The following is a 26,081-nucleotide window of genomic DNA, read 5'->3' on the forward strand; positions in this document are numbered from 1 at the left end:
TTCTTATTGGCCGCCGTCTGGCACGAAGACGTAGCCCAGGCCCCAGACCGTCTGGATGAAGACCGGCTTGGAGGGGTTGGGTTCGATCAGCTTGCGCAGGCGCGAGATCTGCACGTCCAGGCTGCGGTCGAAGGCCTCGTATTCGCGCCCCCGTGCCAGTTCCATGAGCTTGTCGCGCGACAGCGGGACCTTGGGGTGGCGGGCGAAGACCTTGAGCACGGAGAATTCGCCGGTGGTGATCGGCACGGCTTCGCCGTTGCGCGTCAGGGTGCGCGTGGACAGGTTCAGCACATAAGGGCCGAATTCGACGGATTCGTTTTCCTGGCTGGGCGCGCCGGGGTGTTCTTCGGTGCCGCGGCGGCGCAGGATGGCGTTGACCCGGGCCAGCAGTTCGCGGGGGTTGAAGGGCTTGGTGAGGTAGTCGTCGGCGCCCATTTCCAGGCCGACGATGCGGTCGATTTCCTCGGCCTTGGCAGTCAGCATGATGATGGGGGTGTTGTCGTGGCTGCCGCGCAGGCGGCGGCAGATGGACAGGCCGTCCTCGCCGGGCAGCATCAGGTCCAGGACCAGGAGATCGAAATGTTCCCGCTGCCAGAGCTTGGCCATTTCCTTGGCGTCCTCGGCGACGTAGACATTGAAGCCCTGTTCGGACAGGTAACGGCGCAGCAGATCGCGCAGCCTGGGATCATCGTCTACGATGAGGATCTTGCGGGTGAGGGTCTGTGTTTGCGTGTTCATGCGGAAAATGTAACAGGGTCGGGAAAGGGGCACCAGCGCTTATCACAAGAAATTACACAATAAGCGTTTGGTCGTCGTTTCGAGCATAAGGCGGACCTGCCGGCGTCTCCTTTAAAATGGCCTAGCCATGGACGATTTTCACATTCTCGCGTTTGAAACATCAAGCACTTTGTGCGGCGTCGCGCTGCTGTCCCACGCGGACGGCCGGACGCGGCTGAGCACGGCCGCGCACGAAGGCCGCGGCGAGCATGCCGAGCGCATCCTGCCCATGGCACAGGGCCTTCTGGACCAGGCCGGCCTGGCGCGCCGCGACCTGTCCGCGATCGCCTTCGGCCAGGGACCTGGCGGGTTTACCGGCCTGCGCGTGGCCTGCGGGGTCGCCCAGGGCCTGGCCGTGGCGCTGGACATTCCCGTGCTGCCGGTCGATTCCCTGTGCGCCGTGGCGTTGCAGGGGGCTGGCGAGGATCCCGCCGGAGTCCACGTCGTGCTGCAGGATGCGCGCATGAACGAGGTCTACGCAGCCGCCTATCGCGCCTCCGGCGTGGATTGGGCCACGCTGCAGGCGCCGGCCCTGCTGGCACGCGCCGACGTGGCCGCCTGGGCCGCGTGCGAGTCGGCCGGCTGGGGCATGAGGGCAGGGGGCGGCTGGACGATGCATGGCGATGCGCTCGACGTCTTTCCCGGCCTGGCCCGCGAACTCGAGAGCCTGGGCGCGCAGCGCGCGCCCACGACATCGGACGGCGCACACGCCCAGGCCGGGACCATTGCCCGGCTGGCGGCGCAGGCCTGGCGGGAAGGGCGGGCGGTGGATGCCGCCCTTGCCTCGCCCGCCTATGTGCGCGACAAGGTCGCCTACACCACGGTAGAACGCGCCGGCGGGCTGGGGGGCAATCCCCTGGTCGATGCCGCCACCCTGACCCTGCACGACATGACGGCCACCGACGTCGACGAGGCCGCCGCCATCGAGGGCCGGGTCCAGTCCTTTCCCTGGACCCGCAAGAATTTCGCCGACGGCCTGGCCGCCGGCTACCGCGGCTGGGTCGTGCGCCGCATGGGGGCGATGCTGGGCTTTGCCCTGGTCATGGATGCGCCGGACATGGCGCACCTGCTGGTGATCGGGGTGCGCCCCGACGCCCAGCGCCAGGGCGTGGGCACACGGCTGCTGCGCCGCTGCATCGACCATTGCCGGCAGTCCGGGCTCCCGGCCCTGACACTGGAAGTCCGCCCCAGCAATGAACGCGCAATCGCTTTCTATCGCCGGCACGGCTTCGAGCAGGCCGGGTTGCGGCGGGGCTATTATCCGGCGGCCCGGGGCCGCGAGGACGCCTGGATCATGACCCTGAACCTTGCGGCGGACGCTGCATGAAACCGCGCGCGCTGCTGCGGCCGGGCCAGCTGGCCTGGCTGGCCGAGATCGGCCTGGACACCCATTGGCTTGCCGAACGCCCGGCGTCCGATGGCGCCTGCGTTTCACCAGCCGCCCGTGCGGAATCCGGCGATCCTGCCGGACCCGCCCCGGGGCTGGTTCGCGTGCGCGCGCCGGCCGGGCTCGTTGCGCCGCAAGCGCCGGCGCCGGCGCCGGGTGCCGGCGCTCCGGCGGATTGTCCCGACCTGCAGGCGCTCGGCCAGGCGGTGTCGGCCTGCAGCCGATGCGAGCGGCATGCGCATCGCGCCCTGGCGGTGTCCGGGAGCGGCACGGCCGGGCAGCCCTACTACCTGATCGTCGGCGAGCAGCCCGGGATCGAGGACGACGCCAGCGGGCAGCCGTTCCAGGGTGACCAGGGCCGCCTGCTGGCCGCCATGCTGGCGGCGGCGCGTCTGCCGCATGCCGACTCCGCCTACCTGACGTATGCCGTGAAATGCCGTGCCGTGGGCGGCCGGGAACCGCCGCCCGCCGACGTCGCGGCCTGCCTGCCCTGGCTGCGGCAGCAGATCGCCCTGCTGCAGCCGCGCTGGATCCTGGCGCTGGGCCGGGTGGCGGCACGGGCGGTGATCGGGTCGGACGCAGACCTGGATGAACTGCGCGGCGGCCCGCACCGGTACGTGCCCGACCAGGGCGAACCGATTCCGGTCTGGGTGACGCACCAGCCTTCGTCGCTGCTGGTGCGTTCCGCCTGGAAGGCGGAAGCCTGGCGCGACCTGGCGGGACTGGCACAGGCCGTGCGGGAAAGCCGCAAGGCCTAGCGCAGGGCCGTGCCGTGGCTGGTCTGGCCGATGAGCTGGCTCAGTTCGGGGTGCGCGCGGTGATTGAGACGGTTCCAGTGGATGAACACCAGCATCAGGCACGCCACCAGGATCCCGAACAGCGCGATGATCAGGTTGATGGACAGCCCCAGCCACAGCATCAGGCTGTACATGGCCAGCATCAGCAGGATGTTCAGCTGCTCGTTGAAGTTCTGCACGGCGATCGAGTGGCCGGCTGACAGCAGGACGTGGCCCCGGTGCTGCAGCAGGGCGTTCATGGGGACGACGAAGAACCCCGACAGGCCGCCGATCAGCAGCAGCAGGCAGTACACCGTCCAGGGCGTGTAGACGGCCGGCATCAGCAGGACCACCAGGCCCATGATCACGCCCACGGGCAGGACCGACAGCGTGCGGCGCAGCGGCACCCGGCCGGCGCAGATCGCGCCGATCACAGTGCCGAAGGCCGCCACGCCCATCAGCACGGACGCCTGGTCCAGGCGGTAGCCGAGGTGCTGCGCGCCCCATTCGATGACGATGAACTGCAGGGTCGCGCCCGCCCCCCAGAACAGCGTGGTGACCGCCAGGGAGATCTGGCCCAGCTTGTCGCTCCACAGGATGCGGACGTAGCGGGCGAAGTTGCGGATCAGGGCCGCGGGATGGGTCTGCTGGCGGGGGTAGAAGGCGTGGGTGTCGGGGATCAGCAGATTGCAGAGGGCGGCGGCGATGTAGACCAGGCAGATGATCAGGATGGCGCTCTGCGCGGAATTGCTGGCCAGGCGGCTGAGCCAGTCGAAGGACATCAGCCAGGCCGAAACCGCCGGACTGATGAGCAGCCCGCCCAGCACGGTGCCGATGATGACCGACAGCACGGTCAGGCCTTCGATCCAGCTGTTGCCCTTGACCAGCAGCTCGGGCGGCAGCATTTCGGTGACGATGCCGTATTTGGCGGGGGAGTAGGCGGCGGCGCCGATACCCACGATGGTGTAGGCCACGAAGATCAGGACCAGCTGGTGGTCGTGGCTGAACCCGAACGCGCCGTAGCTGAACATCAGCAGGCAGCCGCAGGTCTTGAGCGCATTGGTGGCGAACATGACCCGGCCCTTGGGAAAGGCGTCGGCGAAGGCGCCGACGAAGGCCGCCAGCACCACGTAGGCCAGGGCGAACCACCACTTCATCATGGGGGCCATCCAGTCGGGGCCGCTGAGATCCGCGATCAGGCCGATGGCGGCGATGAGCAGGGCGTTGTCCGCGACGGACGACAGCGCCTGCGCAGCCATGACCATGTAAAAGCCCTTGTTCAATCGCGGACCCCGAAGTGGTTGATGAAGGAACGGACGGCGTGCGCTCCGTTCGTAAAAAAGAGTTGCAGTATAGCGGGTTGTCGTCCCGGACCGGGGCCGCGAGCGGACTGCCGCCCGGGCTCGGTGCGTTATCATACGCTGTCATCCATGCGCCCCGATTTTTCGTCAACCAGAGCACCGTGCGCCTCACGCAGATCAAACTTGCCGGATTCAAGTCCTTCGTGGATCCGACCGTGATCCCCACGCCCAGCGAACTGGTCGGCGTGGTGGGCCCGAATGGCTGCGGCAAATCCAACATCATCGATGCCGTGCGCTGGGTCCTGGGCGAGACCAAGGCGTCCGAACTGCGCGGCTCTTCGATGCAGGACGTGATCTTCAACGGATCCAGCCAGCGCAAGCCGGCTGCGCGCGCCTCGGTCGAGCTGGTGTTCGACAACAGCCAGGGCCGTGCGGCGGGGCAGTGGTCCGCGTTCGCGGAAATCGCCGTGCGCCGGGTGCTCACCCGCGACGGCGCCAGCAGCTACTTCATCAACAACCAGCCGGTGCGCCGCCGCGACATCCACGACATCTTCCTGGGAACGGGCCTGGGTACGCGCGGCTACGCCATCATCGGCCAGGGCATGATCAACCGCCTGATCGAAGCCCGTCCGGAAGAACTGCGCGTCTACCTCGAGGAAGCCGCCGGGGTGTCGCGCTACAAGGAACGCCGCCGCGAAACCGAGAACCGCCTGAACGACACGCGCGAGAATCTGACCCGTCTCGAAGACATCCTGCGCGAGCTCGCCAGCCAGCTCGAAAAGCTGGAATCCCAGGCCCGGGTGGCGGCCGACTACCGGGCGCTGCAGGCCGAAGGCGAACTCAAGCAGCATGCGCTGTGGCTGCTGCGCGAGCAGGCCGCGCGCGAAAGCCGGCAGTCCCTGGCCGTGGAAACCGAAAAGGCCCAGGCCGAGCTCGAATCGGCGGTGGCCGGGCTGCGCGCCCTGGAATCCGATCTGGAAACCCGCCGGGCCGCGCACTTCGAGGCAAGCGAACGGGTCCACCAGGCGCAGGGCCGCCTCTTCGAGGCCGGTGCCCAGGTCAGCCGCCTCGAGGCGGAGATCCGGCACGTGGTCGACTCGCGCAATCGCCTGCAGGCCCGCCGCGCGCAGCTGCAGGCCCAGCAGCAGGAATGGGGCGACCAGCGCGCCCACAGCCAGGCCTCGATCGAAGATACCCAGGCGCAGATCGAAGAAGCCGAGGCCCGGGCCGAGCAGCTGGCCGAACTGGCGCAGCATGCCCAGGACGGCCTGCCCGAACTCGACGCCCGGCTGCGCGACCTGGCCACCCAGCGGGACGAATGGCGGCGCACCCTGGCCCGCACCGAACAGGAACTGGCCCTGGCGGCGCAATCCCAGCGGGACGCCGACAGCCAGTGGCGCACCCTCGACGACCGCCGCGCGGGCCTCGAAGAAGAGCGCGCCGCCCTGGGTGCTCCCGACCCGGCCGAACTGCAGCGCTGGGCGGGGGAATGCGCCGTCGCCCAGGAACGCCTCGAAGAAGCCCAGGCGCGCCTGCTGGAGCTCGAATCCCGCCTGCCCGACCTGGAAGCGGCCCGGGCCGAAGCGCTGCACGCCAGCCAGGAGGCCCGGCTGGATCTCGAGCGGCTCGACGCGCGCCGCCAGGCCCTGATCGCGCTCCAGGAAAAGATCCAGTCCGAAGACGCGCTCGAGCCCTGGCTGCAACGCCAGGAACTGGGTGGCCTGACACGCCTGTGGCAGCAGTTGCGGGTCGACGCGGGTTGGGAAACCGCCCTCGAGGCGGTGCTGCACGAACGCATGAATGCGCTGGGCCTGCGTACGCTGGACCACGTGCGTGCCTTCGCCCAGGATGCGCCGCCCGCGCGCCTGGCCTTCTACCAGGTGCCCGGCGATGCCGGGCAGCCTCCGGCCGGCCCCGATGCGCCCCGCCTGGTGGATCTCGTGCATGCGCGCGAACCCGGGCTGCGGCCCCTGCTGTCCGTGTGGCTGCGCGATGCATGGGTAGCCGACGACCTCGGCACCGCGCTTGCGCGGCGCGGCGAACTGCCGCCGGGCGGCGCCTGGGTGGTGCGCGACGGCCATCGGGTCGATGCCTGCAGCGTGCGTTTCTATGCCGCCGACTCGGAACAGGCCGGCCAGCTGGCGCGCCGCCAGCAGATCGACAACCTGGCCCTGGAAATCCGGGCCGCCCAACTGATCGCCGACCAGGCCCTGGACGCCCACGCCCAGGCCGACGCGGCCTGCCGCAACCTGACCCAGGCGCTGCAGCCCGCGCGCCAGCAGATCGCCGAGCGCATGCGGGCGCAGCACGATGCGCAGATCCGCCACCAGCAGCTCAGCCAGCAGGCGGCGCAGTCCGACGAGCAATCCCGCCGCCTGGAACGCGACCTGCGGGAACTCGCCGGTCAGCAAGAGGCGCTGGATGCCCGGCGGGCCGAGGCCGAGGCCCGCTTCGAATCCCTGGACCAGGTCCTGGCCGAGCAGCAGGAGCGTCTGGCCGAGCTGGACATGCAGGTCGAGGACCTGGCCCGGCAGGCAGAGCAGTCCCGGCAGCTGGGACGCGACCAGGAACGCGCCGCCCAGGAAGCCGAATATGCCGTGCGCACCCTGCGCCACCGGCTGGACGAACTGCGCCGCACCCTGCAGCTGGCCGAAGAGCAGGCACGCCGCTCCGGCGCCGACCTCGAATCCCTCCAGGGCGAGTTGTTCGAGCTGGACGAATCCGTGGCGCAGGCCGGCCTGCAGGATGCGCTCGAGGCCCGGGCCGCGTGCGAAGAGGCCCTGCGCGAGGCGCGGCTGGAACAAGACCGGGCGGCCGCCGCCCTGCGCGAGGCCGACGAGGGCAGGCTGACGCTGGAACGCGGACTGGACCCCTTGCGGGCGCGCATCACCGAATTGCAGCTCAAGGAACAGGCTTCGCGCCTGTCGGTCGAGCAGTTCGCCGAGCAGCTCGATGCGCGCCAGGTGGACCGGGATGCCTTGCGCCGCCACCTGGACGAGCAGCCGCCCCAGTGGCGCCGCCTGGACTGGCTGCAGTCCGAGGTCCAGCGCATCACGCGCAGCATCGAGTCGCTGGGCGCCGTGAACCTGGCGGCGCTGGACGAACTGACGGCGGCGCGGGAGCGCAAGGGCTTCCTGGACGCCCAGCACGCCGACCTGCTGGCGGCCATCGACACCCTGGAAAATGCGATCCGCCGCATCGATCGCGAGACCCGGGAACTGCTGTCTCAGACCTTCGAGACGGTCAACAAGCATTTCGGCGAGCTGTTTCCCCAATTGTTTGGCGGTGGCGAAGCCCGCCTGACCATGACCGGCGAAGAAATCCTGGATGCCGGCGTGCAGGTCATGGCCCAGCCGCCGGGCAAGCGCAACAGCACCATCCACCTGCTCTCGGGCGGTGAAAAGGCCCTGACGGCGACGGCGCTGGTGTTTGCCCTGTTCAAGCTCAACCCGGCGCCTTTCTGCCTGCTCGACGAGGTCGATGCCCCGCTGGACGACGCCAACACCGAACGGTACGCGAATCTGGTGCGCGGCATGAGCGACCAGACTCAGTTCCTGTTCATTTCACACAACAAAATCGCCATGCAGATGGCCCGGCAACTGGTCGGGGTGACCATGCAGGAGCAGGGCGTGTCGCGGATCGTGGCCGTGGACATGGACTCCGCGCTGCAATGGGCGGCCGAGGCGGCCTGATCTGGATGAAGAGGATTCTATGAGCGACTTGCAGATCTTGCTGATTTCGATCGGGGTGGCGCTGATCGTCGTCGTCCTGCTGTACAACACGTGGCAGGACTGGCGCGCGCGCCGCAGCATGCGCCAGTCGCTGCCAGAAGCCGGCCACGACGTGCTGATGCGCGATGCCGGACCCCGGCGCGAACCGGGGCTGTGGCAGGCGGGCCGGCCCGCGGCCGACGACGGTGCGGAACCCGATCCCGTCTGCGAGGCGGTCATCGACGTCGCCCTGGCCCATCCCGTGGCGGGCGAATCCCTGGCCGAGGCGCTGCGCTCCATCGGCCGCGTCGGCAAGAAGCCCGTGCGCGTGTTCGTGGAGCGCGAAGGCGGCGGCCATCGCACCGAGGCGCTGCCGGGCGAGTCCTACGTGTCGCTGCAGCTGGCGGTGGTGCTGGCCAACCGCAGCGGCCCGCTGACGGCCATCGAGTGGTCGAACCTCTGGACCCTGGCGCAGAACCTGGCCGAACGCTTCGAGGGGTTGATCGAGGCCCCGGACCAGGATGTGGTGCTGCGCCAGGCGGCCGAGCTGGACGCTCGCTGCGCCGCCATGGATGCCCAGGTGGGGCTGATCCTGCAGCTGGCCCGGCCGCGCCCCGTGCCCGAGATCATTCGATCGGCCGCCGAGGCGGGCTTCGTGCAGTCGCGCGGGCAGTGGGCCTGGATGGCGGAAAACGGCATGCCGCGCTTTGCCCTGCAGATCGAGGCCGCCGAAGGCGAGCCCGCGCACCGCGTCGACCTGGTCCTGGATGTGCCCAACAGCCTGCCCGACGACCAGGCCTTCAGCCGCATGGTGACCGTGGGACGTGACCTGGCCGCGCGCCTGGAGGCCCACGTGCTGGACGACCAGGGCCGCACCTTCCAGGACAGCTCCTCGCCCGCCATCGATCGGCAGATCAGCGCACTGTACGACCAGCTGGACCAGGCCGGTTTCCTGGCCGGCACGGAACGCGCGGCGCGGGTGTTCTCGTGACCGGACGTCCCGATACGGACGCGGCCGGCCCCGGCCGCGAAGCCGCCGACCGGCAGCGCCTGGAAACCCTGCGCTCGGAAATCGAGGGCCACAACCGCCGCTATTACATCGAAGACGCGCCGTCCATCTCGGATGCGCAGTACGACCGCCTGATGGCCGAACTGCAGGCCATCGAAAGCGACCATCCAGACTGGATCACGCCGGATTCTCCCACCCAGCGGGTCGGGGCGGCGCCGCTGGATCATTTCGCCACCGTGCGCCATGCCGTGCGCATGCTGTCGTTGGGCAATGCCTTCGAGGCCGAGGATATCGTTGCTTTCGACGAGCGGGTCGTGTCCACCCTGATCGGATCGGGCCTGCTGGCCGGGCCAGCGCCGGATGACGGTACGGATGCCGTCCAGGGCGCACTGCCCCTGGACGCGGAGCCCGCAGCGGCAACCTACGTCGCGGAATACAAATTCGACGGCCTGGCGGTCAATCTGCGCTACGAGGAAGGGCGTCTGGTCCAGGCAGCAACCCGGGGCGACGGCGCCCAGGGGGAAGACATCACCGCCAACATCCGCACCTTGCGCTCGGTGCCCCTGCGCCTGCAGGGCGATGCGCCCGCCGTGCTGGAAGTGCGCGGCGAGGTCCTGATGACGCGGGCGGACTTCTCTCGGCTGAACGAGGCCCAGACCGCCCGGGGCGAAAAGCCTTTCGTCAATCCCCGCAACGCGGCGGCCGGCAGTCTGCGCCAGCTGGATCCGCGTGTGACCGCGACCCGGCCGCTGCGCTTCTATGCCTATGGCTGGGGGCAGATCCAGGATGGCGCCGGCACCGATCTGCGGCCGCGTCCGACCCATTCCGGGATGCTGGACTGGCTGGCCGGTTTCGGCTTTGCCGTCAGCCCCGGCAGGGCGCTGTGCCGGGGGGCGGCGGAACTGCTGCGCTTCTACGAGAACGTGGGGGCTTCGCGTGCCGGCCTGCCCTACGAGATCGACGGGGTGGTCTACAAGGTCGACGACCTGCGCGCCCAGGATGTGCTGGGTTTCGTCGCGCGCGCACCGCGCTTCGCCATCGCGCACAAGTTTCCGGCCCAGGAAGAAACCACCCGGCTGCTCGGCATCGATGTCCAGGTGGGCCGTACCGGGGCGCTGACCCCGGTGGCCCGGCTGCAGCCGGTCTTCGTGGGCGGGGTGACCGTCACCAACGCGACGCTGCACAACGAGGACGAAATCCGCCGCAAGGACGTGCGCATCGGCGATACCGTGGTGGTGCGCCGTGCGGGCGACGTGATCCCCGAGGTCGTCGGCCCGGTGCTGTCGCTGCGTCCGGCCGATGCGCAGGTCTTCGACCTGCTGGCCGTCTGTCCCGTGTGTCCGGTGTGCGGCTCGGCGGTCGAGCGCCCGGAAGGCGAAGCCATCACGCGCTGCACCGGCGGGCTGTTCTGCCCCGCGCAGCGCAAGCAGACCCTGTGGCATGCCGCCAGCCGCAAGGCGCTGGACATCGACGGCCTGGGCGACAAACTGATCGAGCAATTGGTCGACAGCGGGCGCGTGCGCACCCTGGCCGACCTGTACGGCTTGCAGGAACTGGAGCTGTCCACCTATCCCCGCATGGGACGCAAGTCGGCGCAGAACCTCGTGGCCGCCATCGACCGAAGCCGCCGTCCGGCCTTGTCCCGCCTGCTGTACGCCTTGGGGATCCGCCACGTGGGCGAGACCACGGCGCGCGACGTGGCGCGGCATTTCGGCTCCATCGAGGCCATCATGGACGCGTCCGAGGAAGACCTGCTGCGGGTGCCGGATGTCGGTCCGGTGGTGGCGGCATCGATCCGGCGCTTTTTCGCCGAAGCGCACAACCGCGAGGTCATCGCCGCGCTCAGGGCCGCCGGGGTCGAACCCCAGGCCGATGCCGCGCCGGCGGGCGAGAAGCCCCTGGCGGGCAAGACCCTGGTGCTGACGGGCACCCTGCCGGCCTTGAGCCGCGACGAGGCCACGCGCCTGATCCTGGCCGCAGGCGGCAAGGTCAGCGGATCGGTGTCCCGCAAGACCGCCTGGGTGGTGGCCGGCGAGGAAGCCGGCGGCAAGCTTGCCAAGGCCCGGGAACTGGGCGTGTCCGTGATCGACGAGGCCGGGCTGAGGGCCTTGCTGGGCATCTGACCGCCGCGCGGCGGCCGCTTCGGGCCGCGCCAGGGGTGGCCCGCAAAAGAAACGGCCCCCCGGAAAGCGGGAGGCCGTCTGGACGGGTGGCGTGCCGGATGCTTACTTCGCGTCGGCGTTGTCCACGATCTTGGCGTCCTTCATCAGGCTCTTCTGGTAGTCGGCCAGGGCTTGCTGGCGCATCATTTCTTCCAGCTGGGGCTTGGCTTCCTCGAAGGACGGGAAGGCGATCGGGCGCACGTCCTCGACCTGGATCACGTGCCAGCCGAATTGCGTCTGCACGGGCTGGGCGCTGAGATCGCCCTTTTTCATGCTTTCCACGGCCTGGGCGAATTCGGGCACGTAGTTGCTGGTCGGGCCCCAACCCAGTTCGCCGCCGTTCTTGCCGCTGCCGGTGTCGATCGAATCCTTCTTGGCGGCGGCCTCGAACGTGGTCTTCTTCGCCTTGATCGCCTTGATCAGGTCCTTGGCCTTGGCCTCGTCCTTGACGAGGATGTGGCGCAGCTTGTATTCCTGCCGCGAGCCCTGCTCGGCCTTGATGTCGTTGTATTCCTTCTGCAGGTCGGCGTCGGTGACGGGATGGTCCTTCAGGTACTTGGCCATCAGGGCGCGGACCAGGATGCTCTGCGTGGCCAGCTCGGTTTCCTGCCGGACGGCCGGATCCTTCTGCAGCCCGGCCTTCTCGGCCGCCTGGACCGCCACCAGGCGGTTGATCATTTCCTGCTTGACCTGGGCACGCAGCTGCGGCGTATCCTGGGCGCCCTGGGCAACCAGCATGCTGACGAACTGGTCGAATTTTTCCTGGGGAATGCCTTGGCCATTGACGGAGGCGATGTCCTTGGCCCAGACCGGCAGCGTCAGGGAGCAGGCCAGGGCGACAGCAGCGATACGTTTCATGAAAGTCCTTCGATGGGAGGGGTGCCGGCCTCGATGGCCAGGGCGTGGATCGGATGAGGCATCAGATCCCGCACGCAATCATACACAAGGCGATGGCGTGCAAGGGTTCCGAGCCCCTGGAATTGCTTGGACACGATGCGGACGCGAAAGTGCCGCGCACCGCCCCGGGCGCCGGCATGCCCGGCGTGCAGGTGGGATTCGTCGACGAGCTCCATCTGCGCGGGTTCGAGCGCGGCCAGGCGTTCGGCCAGCAGGGCCTTCAGGTCGGTGTCGGCGGAGTTCATGGCGTCTTTCCGTGGCTGTCCGGGTCCGTCAGCGGGGCTCGCCGTCGGGCGCATCGGCTCCGGATGCGGCAGGCTCGGTCTGGATGTGACGGCCCAGCCACAGGGACTGCACCACCACGAACAGCAGCAGCAGGATCATCAGGCCGAAGACTTTGAAGTTGACCCACTGCGCTTCGGTGAAGCGGCCCGAAAAGGCCACGTACAGGTTGAGTGCGCCCGAGGCGACGAAGAATCCGGCCCAGCTGTCGTTCAGGCGGTTCCAGGCCCGTTCGGGCAGGGCGATCTTGTCGCCCATCAGGCGGCGCATCAGGTTGCGGCCAGCGAACAGGCGCGCGCCCATCAGGATGGCGGCAAACAGCCAGTACAGCACCGTGGGCTTCCACTTGATGAAGGTATCGTCGTGGAACAGCAGGGTCGCGCCGCCGAACACGACGATCACCGTCAGGTTGATCCAGTGCATGGGCTCGATCGCGCGCCCGGTCAGGCGCAGCCAGAGGATCTGCAGCACGGCCGCGGCCATGGCCGTTCCGGTGGCGACGTAGATGTCGGCGAAACGGAAGGCCAGGAAGAACAGGATCAGCGGGAAGAGGTCGAAGAGGAATTTTTTCATCGACGGGCCGTCTCCGGGGGCAGGGCGCTGTCGCGGGAATCGTTTTTCATTCAGTCATTCGGCCGGGATGAACTTCATGGACAGGGAATTGATGCAATAGCGCAACCCGGTCGGGGGCGGGCCATCGGGAAATACGTGGCCCAGGTGGGCGTCGCAGACGGCGCACAGGATCTCGGTGCGGATCATGCCGTGGCTGGTGTCGCGTTCTTCGCGCACGCGGTCGGGGGCCACGGGCTGGAAATAGCTGGGCCAGCCGCAGCCCGCATCGAATTTGGTGTCCGAGGCGAACAGCGGGGTGCCGCAGCAGACGCAGACGTAGGTGCCCGCCTGGGTGGTGTCCCAGTAGCGGCCCGTGAAGGGCCGCTCGGTGTGCTTCAGTCGCGTGACTGCGAATTCGTCGGGGGAAAGCTGCGCCCGCCATTCGGCGTCGGTGCGCGTGATCTTGTCCACGAGGAACCTGTCCGGAGTTTCACTTCAATCCTCCATCTTAATCGACTTTCGTCCGGCTGGCAGACCCCGTCCGGGGGGCGGGCGGACGCCGCGATGCGGTCTGGCCCGGGCTCGTGGCAGCAAATTGCGCCGGGCTGCGATAATATGACGCCCGTTCATGTGTTTATTGCCTCGACCCGCCGGGTTCAGGGCCATGAATTGCACGGTCAGTCAAAAACATTCGGAGACAAACATGACATTCCCGGTTTCCCTGCGACTCACCCTGGGCGCGGCCGCTCTGCTGGCAGCGCTGCCCCTTGCCGCCACGGCACAGATCAAGGTCGGCGTGACGGTGTCGTCCACCGGGCCGGCCGCATCCCTGGGCATTCCCGAGCGCGATACCGTGGCCTTGCTGCCCACGGAAATCGGCGGCCAGTCCGTGCAGTACATCGTGCTGGACGACGCCACCGACACCACCCAGGCGGTGAAGAACATCCGCAAGCTCACGGCCGACGACCACGTCGACGTGGTGCTGGGCACGTCCGTGACGCCCGCCTCGCTGGCCATGTCGGACGTGGCCGCCGAGACCGGCACGCCCATGATCAGCGTGGCCGCCAACGCCAAGCTCGTCGAGCCGGTGGACGGCCCGCGCAAGTGGGTCTACAAGACGCCGCAGAACGATGCGCTGATGGCGGCGGCCCTGGCCCACGCGATGGTCAAGCAGAACGTCAAGACCCTGGGCTTCATCGGCTTCAGCGACGCCTACGGCGATGGCTGGCTGCAGGAAATGAAGGCCGCCGCCGAAGCCAAGGGCATCAAGGTGGTGGCGGCGGAACGCTTCGCGCGGCCCGACACCAGCGTCACGGGCCAGGTGCTCAAGCTGCTGTCGGCCAAGCCCGACGGCATCCTGATCGCCGCTTCCGGCACGCCGGTGGCCCTGCCGCAACGCGAGCTGGTCGAGCGCGGCTACAAGGGCCACATCTACCAGACCCATGGCGCGGCCAACAACGACGTGCTGCGGGTCTGCGGCAAGGCCTGCGAAGGCATGATCCTGCCCGCCGGCCCGCTGCTGGTGGCGGCTCAGCTGCCCGACAGCAATCCGGTCAAGGCCAGCGCCCTGGTGTACGTCAAGGCCTACGAGGCCAAGTACGGCGCGGGCTCGACCAACACCTTCGGCGGCCACATGTGGGACGCCGGCCAGTTGATCAGCGATGCCATTCCCCGCGCCCTCAAGACCGGCGCCAAGCCCGGCACGCCCGAGTTCCGCTCGGCCCTGCGCGACGCGCTGGAACAGGTGAAGGAACTGCCGGCTTCCCAGGGCGTCTTCACCATGAGCCCGACCGACCACGCCGGCCTGGACGAACGCGGCCGCGTCATGGTGCAGGTCGTCGACGGCAAGTGGACCTACCAGCCGGACCTGTGATGCGGCGCGGCGTCGTCCTTTCCCGCTTGCGGGCCGGTCTTCGTCATGACCCGGATGCCGGCGCGCGCGCCGGCACGGAGGCGCCGTGGATCTGACCATTGCGCTGATCCTGCTGCAGGACGGCATTCTGAACGGCGCCATCTACGCCCTGCTGGGCCTGGCGCTGGTGCTGGTGTTCGTGGTAACGCGGGTGATCCTGATTCCCCAGGGGGAATTCGTCACCTTCGGCGCGCTGTCCCTGGCGTTCCTCGCCAATGGCCGGGTGCCGGGAACGGCGCATCTGCTCGTGCTGATGGGCGTGCTCGTGTGCCTGGCCGAGGCCGTGTCGTGCTGGCGGGCGCGCCAGTGGCGCGGCTACGGCCGCACCCTGGGCTGGGCGCTGGTCCTGCCGCTGGTGCTGGAGGCCCTGGCGCCGCTGGCCGCCGGCCCGGACGTTCCGCTGGTCCTGCGCGTGCTCTTCGCGCTGGCGCTGGTGGTGCCCATGGGTCCGATGATCTATCGCCTGGTGTACCAGCCGGTGGAGCAGGCCAGCGTGCTGGTGCTGCTGATCGTGTCGGTCGCCGTGCATTTCGCCCTGACCGGCCTGGGGCTGCTGTTCTTCGGCGCCGAAGGCTGGCGCACTCCGGCCCTGGTCGAGGGCACGGTGCAGATCGGCCCGGTGGCCTGGACGGCGCAGACCTTCGCGGTGCTGGCCACGTGCGCCGTGCTGATCGGCGGCTTGTGGCTGTTCTTCAGCCGCACCCTGTATGGCAGCGCCCTGCGGGCCACCGCCGTCAACCGGCGCGGCGCCCGGCTGGTGGGCATCAGCACGCGGGTGGCGGGCAGCCTGACCTTCACCCTGGCGGCCGCCATCGGCGCGCTGTCGGGCATGCTGATCGCCGCCATCACCACCATCTATTACGACACGGGCTTCCTGATCGGGCTGAAGGGTTTCGTGGCGGCCATTTTCGGCGGCCTGGTCAGCTATCCGGCCGCCGCGGCGGGGGCCCTGTTCGTGGGCGTCCTGGAAGCCTTTTCCTCTTTCTGGGCCAGTCCCTTCAAGGAAGCCATCGTCTTCACCCTGATCATCCCTGTGCTGCTGTGGCGCTCCTTCGGCAGTGTCCACCTGGACGAGGAGGACTGATGCGCCCGCGCCATGCCTTGATGATCCTGATCCCGATCCTGGCGCTGCTGCCGTGGATCCCGGGCGTGCCTGCCTTCTGGATCACCCAGATGAACTACATCGGGCTCTACAGCCTGGTGGTGCTGGGACTGGTGCTGCTGACCGGCGTCGGCGGCCTGACTTCCTTCGGCCAGTCCGCCTTCGTGGGCCTGGGGGCCTACACCACGGCCTGGCTGACCACGGCGGGCGGGATGTCCCCCTGGCTGGGCCTGCTTGCGGGCCTGCTGCTGACCTGCCTGGTGGCCTATGCGCTGGGTGCCATCACGCTGCGCCTGTCCGGCCATTACCTGCCCCTGTGCACCCTGGCCTGGTGCCTGGCGCTGTACTACCTGTACGGCAACCTGGATTTCCTGGGCCGCTACGACGGCATCGCGGGCATTCCGCCGCTGTCGCTGGGCGGCTGGTCCCTGGGGACCGGCCCGCGGATGTACCTGCTGATCTGGCTGTTCCTGCTGCTGGCCCTGTGGGCCACGCACAATCTGCTGGACTCGCGCGCGGGGCGGGCCATTCGCGCCCTGCGCAGCGGTTCCATGGCCGAATCCTTCGGGGTCGACCTGGCGCACTACAAGGTGGTCGTCTTCGTGTATGCCGCCTTGCTGGGCTGCGTCTCGGGCTGGCTGTACGCGCACATGCAGCGGGCCGTCAGCCCCAGCCCCTTCGGCCTGGGCTACGGCATCGAATACCTGTTCATGGCCGTGGTGGGCGGTTCGGGAAGCGTCTGGGGCGCGGTGGCGGGCGCAGCCGCCATCCTGATCGTCAAGGACCAGCTGCAGAACGTCCTGCCGGGCCTGGTGGGCACCACCGCCAACCTGGAAATGCTGGCGTTCGGCGTGCTGATGATCCTGGTGCTGCAATTCGCCCGCGACGGCCTGTGGCCCGTGTTCGCCCGGGTGTGGCGGCAACTGGGCGGCCGCGCCGAAACCGACGGCCATGACCCCGCGCGGCTGGCCGCTGCCCCCGAACTGCCGCGCCGTCCGGCGTCGAATGCCGGCGACCTGGTCCTGGAAGTGGACCGCGTGCGCAAGGAATTCGGCGGCCTGGTGGCGGTCAACGACATCAGCTTCCGCCTGCGGGCGGGCGAGATCATGGGGCTGATCGGCCCCAACGGGGCGGGCAAGAGCACGACCTTCAACCTGATCAGCGGCGTGGCGCCCCTGTCCGGCGGCGCGGTGCGGTTCCTGGGAGACCGCATCGACGGCCTGCCGGCCCGCGAGATCGCGCGCCGGGGGATGGCGCGCAGCTTCCAGCACGTGCAACTGCTGCCGGACATGAGCGTGCTGGAAAACGTCGCGCTGGGCGCCCATCTGCGCAGCCGCGCAGGTGTGATGGCCGCCGCGCTGCGCCTGGACCGGAATGCCGAGGCGTCCCTGCTGCGCGAGGCCGCGCGCCAGATCGAGCGGGTGGGCCTGGGCGATGTGATCGATCAGCCGGCCGGCAGCCTGCCGCTGGGCCGCCAGCGCATCGTGGAAATTGCGCGCGCGCTGTGCTGCGACCCCATCCTGCTGCTGCTCGACGAGCCGGCGGCTGGCCTGCGCTACCAGGAAAAGCAGGCGCTGGCGGCGGTGCTGGACCAGCTGCGCCGGGAAGGCATGAGCCTGCTGCTGGTCGAGCACGACATGGATTTCGTGATGAATCTCACCGATCACCTGCTGGTCATGGACTTCGGCACGATGCTGGCCGAAGGCGTCCCGGCCGACATCCAGCGCAATCCTGCCGTGCTGGAGGCCTATCTGGGCGGCCTGGACGACGACTGGGACGAGCCCGCGCACGGGCCGGTTCCTGCAGACCATTCCGACCCTGGCGAACCGGGCCGGCCTGCGGGCCGTGCGGCGGGCGCCGTGCAACCGGGAGGCGCATCATGAGCGACCGGAATCCGTCCTCGGCCGCTCCCATCCTGTCCGTCCGGGGGCTGTCGGCGCATTACGGCAAGGTGGCTGCCCTGGATCCCATCGACCTGACGGTGGGGCGCGGCGAGATCGTGACCGTCATCGGCGCCAACGGCGCCGGGAAGTCGACGCTGCTGGGCGCCATCATGGGGGCGCTCCCCCTGCGGGGGCACAGCCGGGGCTCGATCCTGTTCCAGGACAGCGAAGTGCAGGGCTGGGACATCGAACGCCGCGTCGGCCTGGGCCTGTCGCTGGTGCCCGAGCGCCGCGAGCTGTTCGCCAGCATGTCCGTGCGCGACAACCTGCTGCTGGGGGGCTTTCGCCTGTACCGTGCCGGCGTGCGGGGCTGGCGGGACACCCTGGACGAGGTCTACGCCTTGTTCCCGCGCCTGAAAGAGCGCTCCGGCCAGGCGGCGGGCACGCTGTCGGGCGGTGAACGCCAGATGCTGGCACTGGGCAGGGCCCTGATGGCGCGCCCGGCGTTGCTGATGCTCGACGAGCCCAGCCTGGGCCTGGCGCCCCGGGTGGTGCGCGAGATCTTCCAGACCATTGCGCAGCTGCGCAGCACGGGCGTGTCCATCCTGCTGGTGGAACAGAATGCCCGCGCCGCCCTGCACGTGGCCGATCGCGGCTATGTCCTGGAGACCGGCACCGTGATCCTGGATGGCGAAGCCCGCATGCTGGCCGGCCACCCCCGAGTCATCGAAAGCTATCTTGGACTTGCCGGGACGCAGAAGCATTCTTGATGCTTCCGCCGTCCCGGCAAGTCCGAGCGGCATGCAGGCCGCGAGGTGGGAGGCCTGGCTCAGCCGGTCTTTTGCCGCCAGGCCAGCCATTCGCCGATGATGCCCCGGCGGAAGGCCAGCACGCAGACGATGAAGATCAGGCCGATGACGATGGTGACCGATTCGCCCAGGACGCGGAACCATTCGATGCCTGTCTGCTGCATCAGGAATCGGCCGAATTCGCCGACCTTGTTTTCCAGCGCCACCACGATGATCGCGCCCAGCACCGGGCCGGTGAGCGTGCCCATGCCGCCGATCAGCGTCATCAGGATGACCGTGCCCGACATCTGCCACGTGGCATCCGACAGCGTGGCCGAGACGAACACCAGCGATTTGGTGGCTCCGGCCAGGCCGGCGAGCGTGGCCGAGAGCACGAAGGCCAGCAGCTTGAAGCGGTCCACGTCATAGCCGAGCGAAACCATCCGCGGCTCGTTCTCGCGGATGGCCTTCAGGACCTGGCCGAAGGGCGAATGCACGGTGCGCCAGATCAGGGCGTAGCCCAGCACGAAGATCAGCAGCACCACGTAGTACAGGTTGATGTCCTGGCTCAGGTCCAGGCCCAGGATGCTGCCGCGCGGAATGCCCTGCAGGCCGTCCTCGCCGCCGGTGAACGGGGCCTGCAGGAAATAGAAGAACTGCATCTGCGCCAGCGCCAGGGTGATCATGGCGAAATAGATGCCGCTGCGGCGGATGGACAGCAGCCCGAAGACCAGGCCCAGGACGCCCGCTGCCGCCGTGCCGAAGAGCAGCCCGCCCAGCGTGGGCCAGCCCCAGACGGTCAGCGACTGGCCGCAGGCGTAGGCTGCCAGCCCCAGGAAGGCGGCGTGTCCGAAGGACAGCAGCCCGGTGTAGCCCAGCAGCAGGTTGAAGGCGCAGGCGAACAGCGCATAGCACATGACCTTCATGATGAAGATCGGGTAGCCGCCCAGCGCGGGCAGCGCGGCCAGCAGGATCAGGGCGGCCAGATAGGCGATCAGTTGTCGATTCATGATTCTTTCCCGAACAGCCCGGCCGGGCGGGTCAGCAGTACGATCACCATGATGATGAACACCACAGTGCTGGAGGCTTCGGGCCAGAAGACCTTGGTGAAGCCTTCGATGATGCCCAGGCCCAGGCCGGTGACGATCGAGCCCAGGATCGAACCCATGCCGCCGATGACCACCACGGCGAAGACGACGATGATCAGGTTCGAGCCCATCAGCGGCGAGACCTGCAGGATGGGGGCGGCCAGCACGCCGGCAAAGCCCGCCAGCCCGACGCCGAAGCCGAAGGTGAGCGAGATCATCAGCGGCACGTTCACGCCGAATGCTTCGACCAGCTTGGGGTTTTCGGTGCCGGCGCGCAGCAGCGCGCCCAGGCGGGTCTTCTCGATGATGAACCAGGTCAGCAGGCAGGCCAGGATCGAGGCCACGACGACCCAGGCGCGATAGATGGGCAGGAACATGAAACCCAGGTTCACGCCGCCCTGCAGCAGGGCGGGCGTACTGTAGGGCTGGCCGGATACGCCGTAGAAGCTGCGGAACAGGCCTTCGATGAGCAGTGTCAGGCCAAAGGTGAGCAGCAGGCCGTAGAGCGGATCGAGCTTGTAGAGGCGGCGCAGCAGCAGGCGTTCGAGGACGATGCCGAACAAGCCCACGATCACGGGGGCCACGAACAGCATGATCCAGTAGTTCAGCCCCAGGTACTGCAGGCCCATCCAGGCGATGAAGGCCCCCAGCATGTAGAGCGCGCCGTGGGTGAAGTTGATGATGTTGAGCAGGCCGAAGATGACGGCCAGCCCCAGCGAGAGCACGGCGTAGAACGAGCCGTTGACCAGGCCGAGCAGGAGCTGGCCGAGCAGGGCCTGGATGGGAACACCGAAAAGTTGTGTCATAGGGCTGCGGCGGAATCGGGCGGAAGGGGTGTTGCGGATCGCGGATCCCCGCCCGTGGGCGGGGATCCGGAGTTCATGCGCCGCTTACTTGAGTGCGCAGGTAGAGGTCGATTCCGCGCCGAACACGGATTCGGCCGGCAGGGTGCGCACGATGTTGTAGTAGTCCCAGGCTGCCTTGGACTGGTCGGGTTTCTTCACCTGGGCCAGGTACATGTCGTGCATCATCAGGCCGTCCTTGCGGATGTGGCCGTTCTTGATGAACATGTCGTTGACCGTGACGCTCTTGAGCTGTTTCATGATGGCGTCGCCATCGTCCGTGCCGATGGCCTTGACGGCTTCCAGGTAGGTCTTGGCGGCCGAGTAGTCGCCCGCCTGCAGGAAGGACGGCGCCCGGTCGTGCTTCTCGAAGAAGCGCTTGGACCAGGCGCGCGATGCGTCGTCCTGGTTCCAGTACCAGGCGGTGGTCAGGTACAGGCCGGTGGTGTTTTCCAGACCCAGGGCGTGGACGTCGTTGATGAACACCAGCAGGCCGGCCAGCTTCATGGTGTTGGTGATGCCGAATTCCTTGGCGGCCTTGACGGAATTGATGAAGTCGCCGCCCGCGTTGGCCAGGCCCAGGACTTCGGCGCCGGAGCTTTGCGCCTGCAGCAGGAAGGAAGAGAAGTCCGTCGTGGCAAGCGGTGCGCGCACGGCGCCCAGGTTCTTGCCGCCGGATTTTTCCACGACCTTCATCGTGTCTTGTTCCAGCGAGTGGCCGAAGGCGTAGTCGGCGGTCAGGTAGAACCAGGATTTGCCGCCTTCACGCACCACGGCGGAACCCGTGCCGTTGGCCAGGGCGACCGTGTTGTATGCATAGTGGACGGTGTAGGGCGTGCATTGCGCGTTGGTCAGCGCGGAGGAGCCGGCGCCCACCACCATGAAGGGCTTCTTCTTTTCGGCCGCCACGGCCGCCATGGCCAGGGCGGTGGCGGAATTGGTGCCGCCGATCAGCATGTCGAGATGCTGCTGGTCGAACCATTCGCGGGCGCGGGCCGAGGCGATGTCGGCCTTGTTCTGGTGGTCGGCGGTCAGCAGTTCGATTTTCTTCCCGTTGATCTCGCCCCCCATGTCGGCGATCGCCATGCGGATGGCATCGGCGCCTGCATTACCGTCGATGTCGGCGTATACGCCGGACATGTCTGCGATGAAGCCGATGCGGATCACGTCGTCGGAAATCCCCGCGGCCTGGGCGGATAGGCCGAAGCCCAGGCCGGCTGCTGCCAGCGCGACGGATAGGGTACGCAGTTTCATGGGAAGTCTCCTGTATGTGCCGGTTGTGCCGGCGGATAGTTGGCAAAAGGATGGTGTGCCGGTCAGACGCCCAGCAGGCTGTCGAGCGTGGATTGTTTTTCCTGGAGCTGGCTGGCCGGGAATTCCTCCACGATCTGGCCGTGTTCCATGACGTAGAAATGATCGGCCAGCGGCGCGGCGAAGCGGAAGTTCTGCTCGACCATGACGATGGTGTAGCCCTTGTCCTTGAGCGCGCGGATCATGCGGTCGAGCGCCTGCACGATCACCGGCGCCAGGCCTTCGGAAATTTCGTCGAGCAGCAGCAGGTTGGCCCCGGTGCGCAGGATGCGCGCCACCGCCAGCATCTGCTGTTCGCCGCCCGACAGGCGTGTGCCCGGCGAGTGGCGGCGTTCGAGGAGGTTGGGGAACATGTCGTAGATTTCGGCCAGCGACATGCCCCCGCCCAGGGTGTCGCCCACGGTGGGCGGCAGCAGCAGGTTTTCCTCGCAGGACAGCGAGGCGAAGATGCCGCGTTCTTCCGGGCAGTAGCCGATGCCCAGGTGCGCGATGCGGTAGGTGGGCAGGTGGATCGATTCGGTGCCCTGGATGCGGATCGAGCCGGTGCGCCGGCTGGTCAGGCCCAGCAGCGCGCGCAGCGTGGTGGTGCGCCCGGCGCCGTTGCGCCCCAGCAGGGTGACGACCTGGCCGGGCTCGACGCGCATGTTCACGCCGTGCAGGACGTGCGATTCGCCGTACCAGGCATGCAGATCGGAGATTTCGAGTGCCAGGCTCATCGTGCCTCCTTGGCGCTGTGCTGTTCGTGCTTGAGACGGCCCGGTGCGCTCATGCGTGGGCTCCTTCGAGTTCGCCTTGCGTGGTGCCCATGTAGGCTTCCATCACATCGGGGTTGTTCGAGACGGCTGCGTAGTCGCCTTCGGCCAGCACGGCGCCGCGCGCCAGCACGGTGATGCGGTCGGCGATCGAGGAGACGACTTTCATGTTGTGCTCGACCATCAGGATGGTGCGCCCGGCGCTGACCTGCTTGATGAGCTGGGTGACGCGGTCGACGTCTTCATGGCCCATGCCCTGCGTGGGTTCGTCCAGCAGCATCAGGCTGGGTTCCATGGCCAGGGTGGTGGCGATTTCCAGGGCGCGCTTGCGGCCGTAGGGCAGGTTCACGGTCATCTGCGATGCGAAGTCGGCCAGGTCGACTTCGGCGAGCAGTTCCATGGCCCGGTCGTCCAGGTGGCGCAGGCTGCTGTCGCTGCGCCAGAAGTGGTAGGAAGTGCCGGTGGCGCGCTGCAGCGCGATGCGCACGTTGTCGATCACCGTGAGCTGCGGGAACACGGCAGAGATCTGGAAGGACCGGATGATGCCCTTGCGGGCGATTTCCGCCGGTTTGTCGCGGGTGATTTCCTGGCCGTCGAAGAAGATGTTCCCGTGGCTGGGCTCGAGGAACTTCGTGAGCAGGTTGAAGCAGGTGGTCTTGCCTGCGCCATTGGGGCCGATGAGCGCGTGGATGTGGCCGCGCTGGATCTTCAGATCCACGGAGTCCACGGCGGTGAAGCCCAGGAAGGTTTTCGAGAGTTTTCGGGTTTCGAGAATGATGTCGGGTTCTGTGCCCATGATGCCCTGTGTTCCATGTCGCAGTGCGGCGCCCGGTGGCGGTATGTTTCAAGTATGGAACGGTCCGGGGCGCGGCTCCATAGGGGTTTTACAGAGTTGTCGCTGCGGCAGCCGGATATTGCAGCGCAATAGATGCGGCCTGGCGGGCCGGGCCGCAGGCTGCGTGCGGGCTCAGGCGGGCCGGGTCTTGTCCGGATAGTCGCACAGGTCGGCGATCGGGCACTGGGGGCATTTCGGCTTGCGGGCCACGCAGACGTAGCGGCCGTGCAGGATCAGCCAATGATGGGCGTCCAGCAGATATTCCTTCGGGACCCGGCGCAGCAGCGCCTGCTCCACGGCCAGCACGGTCTTGCCCGGCGCGATCCCGGTGCGGTTGGAGACGCGGAAGATGTGCGTGTCCACGGCCATGGCGGGCTGGCGGAAGGCTGTGTTGAGCACCACGTTGGCGGTCTTGCGCCCGACGCCGGGCAGGGCTTCCAGGTCTTCGCGGCGGTCGGGCACCTGCCCGCCGTGCCGCTCCAGCAGCAGTTCGCAGGTCCGGATGACGTTGCGCGCCTTGGTCTTGTACAGGCCGATGGTGCGGATCGCCTCGGCCAGCCCCTGCTCGCCCAGGGCCAGCAGGCCTTCGGGCGTGCCGTGCTCGGGGAAGAAGCCGCGGGTGGCCAGGTTGACGGAACGGTCGGTCGCCTGGGCCGAGAGCATGACGGCCACCAGCAGCTGGAAGACGCTGCCGTATTCCAGTTCGGTCCGGGGATGGGGGTTGGCTTCGCGCAGGCGGCGGAAGCATTCTTCGATGGCGGCGCGTTTCATGAGCGTCGGGCGCGCGCCCGGGCCAGGGCCTGGGCGATGCGGTCCTGTTTGTCTTGGGGGGCGGGGGCGGCCAGGACGGGCTTGTTGGCCAGCGTGCGCGCCGCGGGACCGGCGGTTTCGTCGTGCCGCGCCTGCAGCCGGGCGTTGCGGGCCCGGTAGCGCCGGCGGGCGGCGTCGGCGTCGCCGGCGGTCCAGTCACGGTTGGCGGGAACCATGGTGATGCAGTCCACCGGGCAGGGCGCCACGCAGCGCTCGCAGCCGGTGCAGTCGGCTTCGATCACGGTGTGCATGCACTGGTTGGCGCCCAGGATGGCATCCACCGGACATGCCTGGATGCACAGGGTGCAGCCGATGCAGTGGGCCTCGTCGATGAGCGCCACCCGGAAGGGCTGGTGCGTGCCGCATTCGGGATCCAGCGGCAGCACCGGGCGGCCCAGCGTGCTGGCCAGGGCCTCGATGACGCGCGGGCCGCCGGGCGGGCAGCGATTGATGTCGGCCCGGCCTTCGGCCATGGCCTGGGCATAGGGGCGACAGCCGTCGTAGCCGCATTGCGTGCATTGGGTCTGCGGCAGCAGGGCGTCGAGGGTATCGGTCAGTGAGGGCACGTCAGGGTCGGATGCGGCCCCGTCAGGCATGGGCGCGGATGAACGCCGCTATTTTAGGACAGATCTGCTGACGCCAGCGGCGTCCCGAGAAGATGCCGTAGTGGCCGCAGTCGGCGGCGGTGTGGACTTCCCGCATGGAAGGAGACAGGTTGGCGCACAACTGGTGGGCGGCGTGCGTCTGACCCTCGCCGGAGATGTCGTCCAGTTCGCCTTCGATGGTCAGCAGGGCGGTCTTGCGGATCGCCGCGGGGTCGACCTGCTCGCCATCGATCGTCCACGTGCCGCGCGGCAGCCGGAATTCCTGGAAGACGATGCGGATGGTATCCAGGTAGAAGCGGGCCGGCATGTCCAGCACGGCGTTGTATTCGTCGTAGAAGCGGCGGTGGGCCTCGGCGTCGCTGTCGTCGCCGCGCAGCAGGTGCAGGTAGAAGTCGTAGTGGGACTTCAGGTGCCGGTCCGGGTTCATGGCGACGAAGCCGGCGTGCTGCAGGAATCCCGGATAGACCAGCCGCCCGGCGCCCGGATAGCGGGCGGGCACCCGGTGGATCAGGTTGTCCTCGAACCATTCGTAGGGCTTGGTCGTGGCCAGCCGGTTGACCTGGGTGGGCGACTTGCGCGTGTCGATGGGGCCGCCCATCATGACCATGCTGCGCGGCTGACAGGAGTCTCCGGCCGAGGCCAGCAGGGAAATCGCGGCCAGCACCGGTACGGTGGGCTGGCAGACCGAGATCACATGGGTATCGGGACCCAGGTGGCGCAGGAAAGTCTGGATGTAGCGGACATAGTCGTCCAGGCCGAACGTGCCTTCGGCGGCCGGCACCATGCGGGCGTCGACCCAGTCCGTGACGTAGACGTCGTGGCCGGGCAGCAGGGCGCGCACCGTATCGCGCAGCAGGGTGGCGTGGTGCCCGGACAGGGGGGCCACCAGCAGTACGCACGGATCCTGGCGGCGGGTTTCGCGGCGAAAGTGCACCAGGCGGCAGAAGGGCTGCGCCAGGGCGATGTCTTCGTGCACGGCGACTTCCCGGTTGCCGATCCGGGTGGCGGGCAGATTCCAGGCGGGTTTTTCGTAATCCTTGCCGACGCGGTGGGCCAGCTCGTAGGCGGCGGCGAATTGCCGCGACAGCGGGGTGTAGGCCAGCGGGCTGTAGGGATTCGAGAACAGTTGTGAACCGGTTTCAGTGAAAGCCGTGAAGGGGGCAAGGATCGAGCGCTGGAGCTCGTGCAGGTCGTACAGCATGGGGGTATGCGTTCCCGTCGGTCTGTCCCGGCGCGGATCGCGCGCCGGAGTATCGGTCATCCGGATCTAAAGTACCGGTAAACGTGACAGGGCGCTACC

The 26,081-nt window shown here is 68.2% G+C and carries 23 protein-coding genes; 9 read left to right on the forward strand and 14 right to left on the reverse strand.

Going from position 1 to position 26,081, the window contains the following annotated elements; genetic code table 11:
- Positions 1–3 precede the first annotated feature (3 nt).
- Positions 4–738 (reverse strand): osmolarity response regulator transcription factor OmpR, encoded by a 735-nt coding sequence (ompR, locus tag ABD022_RS12910; RefSeq protein ID WP_043680797.1) that lies wholly within the window; start codon positions 736–738, stop codon positions 4–6.
- A gap of 127 nt (positions 739–865) precedes the next feature.
- Between ompR and tsaB the strand changes: the two genes are divergently transcribed.
- The gene (gene tsaB / locus ABD022_RS12915) at positions 866–2,104 is read left to right on the forward strand and encodes a tRNA (adenosine(37)-N6)-threonylcarbamoyltransferase complex dimerization subunit type 1 TsaB (RefSeq protein WP_325127066.1); all 1,239 of its coding nucleotides are present in this window, start codon (positions 866–868) and stop codon (positions 2,102–2,104) included.
- Complete coding sequence (locus ABD022_RS12920; protein ID WP_343821625.1) at positions 2,101–2,922, forward strand: uracil-DNA glycosylase; 822 nt, start codon at positions 2,101–2,103, stop codon at positions 2,920–2,922. The genes tsaB and ABD022_RS12920 overlap by 4 nt, the downstream gene beginning before the upstream one ends.
- Here the strand turns inward: ABD022_RS12920 and lplT are convergent.
- Positions 2,919–4,223: a lysophospholipid transporter LplT gene (gene lplT, locus ABD022_RS12925; protein WP_343821627.1), complete on the reverse strand. Its 1,305-nt coding sequence runs from the start codon at positions 4,221–4,223 to the stop codon at positions 2,919–2,921. The genes ABD022_RS12920 and lplT overlap by 4 nt on opposite strands.
- 179 nt (positions 4,224–4,402) lie before the next feature.
- Here lplT and smc point away from each other — a divergent pair, with 179 nt between their 5' ends.
- The 3 genes from smc to ligA are packed head-to-tail and all read left to right on the forward strand — an operon-like array spanning position 4,403 to position 11,083.
- Positions 4,403–7,933 (forward strand): chromosome segregation protein SMC, encoded by a 3,531-nt coding sequence (gene smc / locus ABD022_RS12930; protein WP_343821628.1) that lies wholly within the window; start codon positions 4,403–4,405, stop codon positions 7,931–7,933.
- Between the two features lie 19 nt (positions 7,934–7,952).
- A complete protein-coding gene (locus ABD022_RS12935) occupies positions 7,953–8,942 on the forward strand; it encodes a cell division protein ZipA C-terminal FtsZ-binding domain-containing protein (protein ID WP_325127073.1) in 990 nt (329 codons plus the stop codon).
- Positions 8,943–9,001: 59 nt separating this feature from the next.
- The gene (gene ligA, locus ABD022_RS12940; RefSeq protein ID WP_425545238.1) at positions 9,002–11,083 is read left to right on the forward strand and encodes an NAD-dependent DNA ligase LigA; all 2,082 of its coding nucleotides are present in this window, start codon (positions 9,002–9,004) and stop codon (positions 11,081–11,083) included.
- A 102-nt stretch (positions 11,084–11,185) separates the two neighbouring features.
- Here the strand turns inward: ligA and ABD022_RS12945 are convergent, their stop codons facing one another.
- The 4 genes from ABD022_RS12945 to msrB are packed head-to-tail and all read right to left on the reverse strand — an operon-like array spanning position 11,186 to position 13,324.
- Positions 11,186–11,980 carry a peptidylprolyl isomerase gene (locus tag ABD022_RS12945; protein ID WP_325127077.1) on the reverse strand — a complete coding sequence of 265 codons (795 nt, stop codon included), beginning with the start codon at positions 11,978–11,980 and terminating at the stop codon, positions 11,186–11,188.
- Positions 11,977–12,264: a BolA family protein gene (locus ABD022_RS12950; protein ID WP_343821632.1), complete on the reverse strand. Its 288-nt coding sequence runs from the start codon at positions 12,262–12,264 to the stop codon at positions 11,977–11,979. The genes ABD022_RS12945 and ABD022_RS12950 overlap by 4 nt, the downstream gene beginning before the upstream one ends.
- A 28-nt stretch (positions 12,265–12,292) precedes the next feature.
- The gene (locus ABD022_RS12955; protein ID WP_325127081.1) at positions 12,293–12,874 is read right to left on the reverse strand and encodes a septation protein A; all 582 of its coding nucleotides are present in this window, start codon (positions 12,872–12,874) and stop codon (positions 12,293–12,295) included.
- 54 nt (positions 12,875–12,928) lie between these two features.
- Entirely contained in the window at positions 12,929–13,324 is a 396-nt protein-coding gene (gene msrB / locus ABD022_RS12960) for a peptide-methionine (R)-S-oxide reductase MsrB (RefSeq protein ID WP_325127083.1), read from the reverse strand.
- Between the two features lie 232 nt (positions 13,325–13,556).
- Between msrB and ABD022_RS12965 the strand changes: the two genes are divergently transcribed.
- The 4 genes from ABD022_RS12965 to ABD022_RS12980 all read left to right on the forward strand — a co-directional run bounded on the left by ABD022_RS12965 (position 13,557) and on the right by ABD022_RS12980 (position 18,520).
- On the forward strand, positions 13,557–14,726 hold the full coding sequence (locus ABD022_RS12965) for an ABC transporter substrate-binding protein (protein WP_325127085.1): 1,170 nt from the start codon (positions 13,557–13,559) through the stop codon (positions 14,724–14,726).
- Between the two features lie 85 nt (positions 14,727–14,811).
- Entirely contained in the window at positions 14,812–15,849 is a 1,038-nt protein-coding gene (locus ABD022_RS12970; RefSeq protein ID WP_343821635.1) for a branched-chain amino acid ABC transporter permease, read from the forward strand.
- On the forward strand, positions 15,849–17,750 hold the full coding sequence (locus tag ABD022_RS12975) for a branched-chain amino acid ABC transporter ATP-binding protein/permease (RefSeq protein WP_325127089.1): 1,902 nt from the start codon (positions 15,849–15,851) through the stop codon (positions 17,748–17,750). Before ABD022_RS12970 ends, ABD022_RS12975 begins: the two co-directional genes overlap by 1 nt.
- Positions 17,747–18,520: an ABC transporter ATP-binding protein gene (locus ABD022_RS12980; protein WP_325127091.1), complete on the forward strand. Its 774-nt coding sequence runs from the start codon at positions 17,747–17,749 to the stop codon at positions 18,518–18,520. The genes ABD022_RS12975 and ABD022_RS12980 overlap by 4 nt, the downstream gene beginning before the upstream one ends.
- Before the next feature lie 59 nt (positions 18,521–18,579).
- Here ABD022_RS12980 and ABD022_RS12985 read toward each other — a convergent pair whose 3' ends face one another.
- The 8 genes from ABD022_RS12985 to ABD022_RS13020 form a co-directional block, all read right to left on the reverse strand.
- Positions 18,580–19,548, reverse strand: a complete 969-nt coding sequence (locus ABD022_RS12985; RefSeq protein ID WP_325127093.1) for a branched-chain amino acid ABC transporter permease — start codon at positions 19,546–19,548, stop codon at positions 18,580–18,582.
- Positions 19,545–20,432, reverse strand: coding sequence for a branched-chain amino acid ABC transporter permease (locus ABD022_RS12990; protein WP_325127095.1), 888 nt, complete (start codon positions 20,430–20,432; stop codon positions 19,545–19,547). The genes ABD022_RS12985 and ABD022_RS12990 overlap by 4 nt, the downstream gene beginning before the upstream one ends.
- Positions 20,433–20,516: 84 nt before the next feature.
- Positions 20,517–21,722, reverse strand: a complete 1,206-nt coding sequence (locus tag ABD022_RS12995) for an ABC transporter substrate-binding protein (protein WP_325127098.1) — start codon at positions 21,720–21,722, stop codon at positions 20,517–20,519.
- A gap of 62 nt (positions 21,723–21,784) precedes the next feature.
- A complete protein-coding gene (locus ABD022_RS13000; RefSeq protein WP_325127100.1) occupies positions 21,785–22,495 on the reverse strand; it encodes an ABC transporter ATP-binding protein in 711 nt (236 codons plus the stop codon).
- Positions 22,496–22,544: 49 nt separating this feature from the next.
- Entirely contained in the window at positions 22,545–23,327 is a 783-nt protein-coding gene (locus ABD022_RS13005) for an ABC transporter ATP-binding protein (protein WP_325127102.1), read from the reverse strand.
- Positions 23,328–23,498: 171 nt separating this feature from the next.
- Entirely contained in the window at positions 23,499–24,137 is a 639-nt protein-coding gene (gene nth / locus ABD022_RS13010; RefSeq protein ID WP_325127104.1) for an endonuclease III, read from the reverse strand.
- A complete protein-coding gene (locus ABD022_RS13015; protein WP_325127106.1) occupies positions 24,134–24,772 on the reverse strand; it encodes an RnfABCDGE type electron transport complex subunit B in 639 nt (212 codons plus the stop codon). The genes nth and ABD022_RS13015 overlap by 4 nt, the downstream gene beginning before the upstream one ends.
- Positions 24,765–25,982 carry a polyhydroxyalkanoate depolymerase gene (locus ABD022_RS13020; protein WP_325127108.1) on the reverse strand — a complete coding sequence of 406 codons (1,218 nt, stop codon included), beginning with the start codon at positions 25,980–25,982 and terminating at the stop codon, positions 24,765–24,767. Before ABD022_RS13020 ends, ABD022_RS13015 begins: the two co-directional genes overlap by 8 nt.
- Between the last annotated feature and the right edge of the window lie 99 nt (positions 25,983–26,081).

Source organism: Castellaniella daejeonensis (assembly GCF_039523555.1).
In the GTDB taxonomy this organism is placed as follows: domain Bacteria; phylum Pseudomonadota; class Gammaproteobacteria; order Burkholderiales; family Burkholderiaceae_B; genus Castellaniella; species Castellaniella daejeonensis.

Coding starts and splice junctions, on each gene's coding strand:
- ABD022_RS12945 (WP_325127077.1), bottom strand. CDS start 11,980: ATGAAACGTATCGCTGCTGTCGCCCTGGCCTGCTCCCTGACGCTGCCG.
- ABD022_RS12955 (WP_325127081.1), bottom strand. CDS start 12,874: ATGAAAAAATTCCTCTTCGACCTCTTCCCGCTGATCCTGTTCTTCCTG.
- ompR (WP_043680797.1), bottom strand. CDS start 738: ATGAACACGCAAACACAGACCCTCACCCGCAAGATCCTCATCGTAGAC.
- ABD022_RS12965 (WP_325127085.1), top strand. CDS start 13,557: ATGACATTCCCGGTTTCCCTGCGACTCACCCTGGGCGCGGCCGCTCTG.
- ABD022_RS12980 (WP_325127091.1), top strand. CDS start 17,747: ATGAGCGACCGGAATCCGTCCTCGGCCGCTCCCATCCTGTCCGTCCGG.
- ABD022_RS13005 (WP_325127102.1), bottom strand. CDS start 23,327: ATGGGCACAGAACCCGACATCATTCTCGAAACCCGAAAACTCTCGAAA.
- ABD022_RS13020 (WP_325127108.1), bottom strand. CDS start 25,982: ATGCTGTACGACCTGCACGAGCTCCAGCGCTCGATCCTTGCCCCCTTC.
- ABD022_RS12990 (WP_325127095.1), bottom strand. CDS start 20,432: ATGACACAACTTTTCGGTGTTCCCATCCAGGCCCTGCTCGGCCAGCTC.
- ABD022_RS12985 (WP_325127093.1), bottom strand. CDS start 19,548: ATGAATCGACAACTGATCGCCTATCTGGCCGCCCTGATCCTGCTGGCC.
- ABD022_RS12975 (WP_325127089.1), top strand. CDS start 15,849: ATGCGCCCGCGCCATGCCTTGATGATCCTGATCCCGATCCTGGCGCTG.
- ABD022_RS13000 (WP_325127100.1), bottom strand. CDS start 22,495: ATGAGCCTGGCACTCGAAATCTCCGATCTGCATGCCTGGTACGGCGAA.
- nth (WP_325127104.1), bottom strand. CDS start 24,137: ATGAAACGCGCCGCCATCGAAGAATGCTTCCGCCGCCTGCGCGAAGCC.
- ABD022_RS13015 (WP_325127106.1), bottom strand. CDS start 24,772: ATGCCTGACGGGGCCGCATCCGACCCTGACGTGCCCTCACTGACCGAT.
- ABD022_RS12995 (WP_325127098.1), bottom strand. CDS start 21,722: ATGAAACTGCGTACCCTATCCGTCGCGCTGGCAGCAGCCGGCCTGGGC.
- ABD022_RS12950 (WP_343821632.1), bottom strand. CDS start 12,264: ATGAACTCCGCCGACACCGACCTGAAGGCCCTGCTGGCCGAACGCCTG.
- ABD022_RS12920 (WP_343821625.1), top strand. CDS start 2,101: ATGAAACCGCGCGCGCTGCTGCGGCCGGGCCAGCTGGCCTGGCTGGCC.
- ABD022_RS12935 (WP_325127073.1), top strand. CDS start 7,953: ATGAGCGACTTGCAGATCTTGCTGATTTCGATCGGGGTGGCGCTGATC.
- tsaB (WP_325127066.1), top strand. CDS start 866: ATGGACGATTTTCACATTCTCGCGTTTGAAACATCAAGCACTTTGTGC.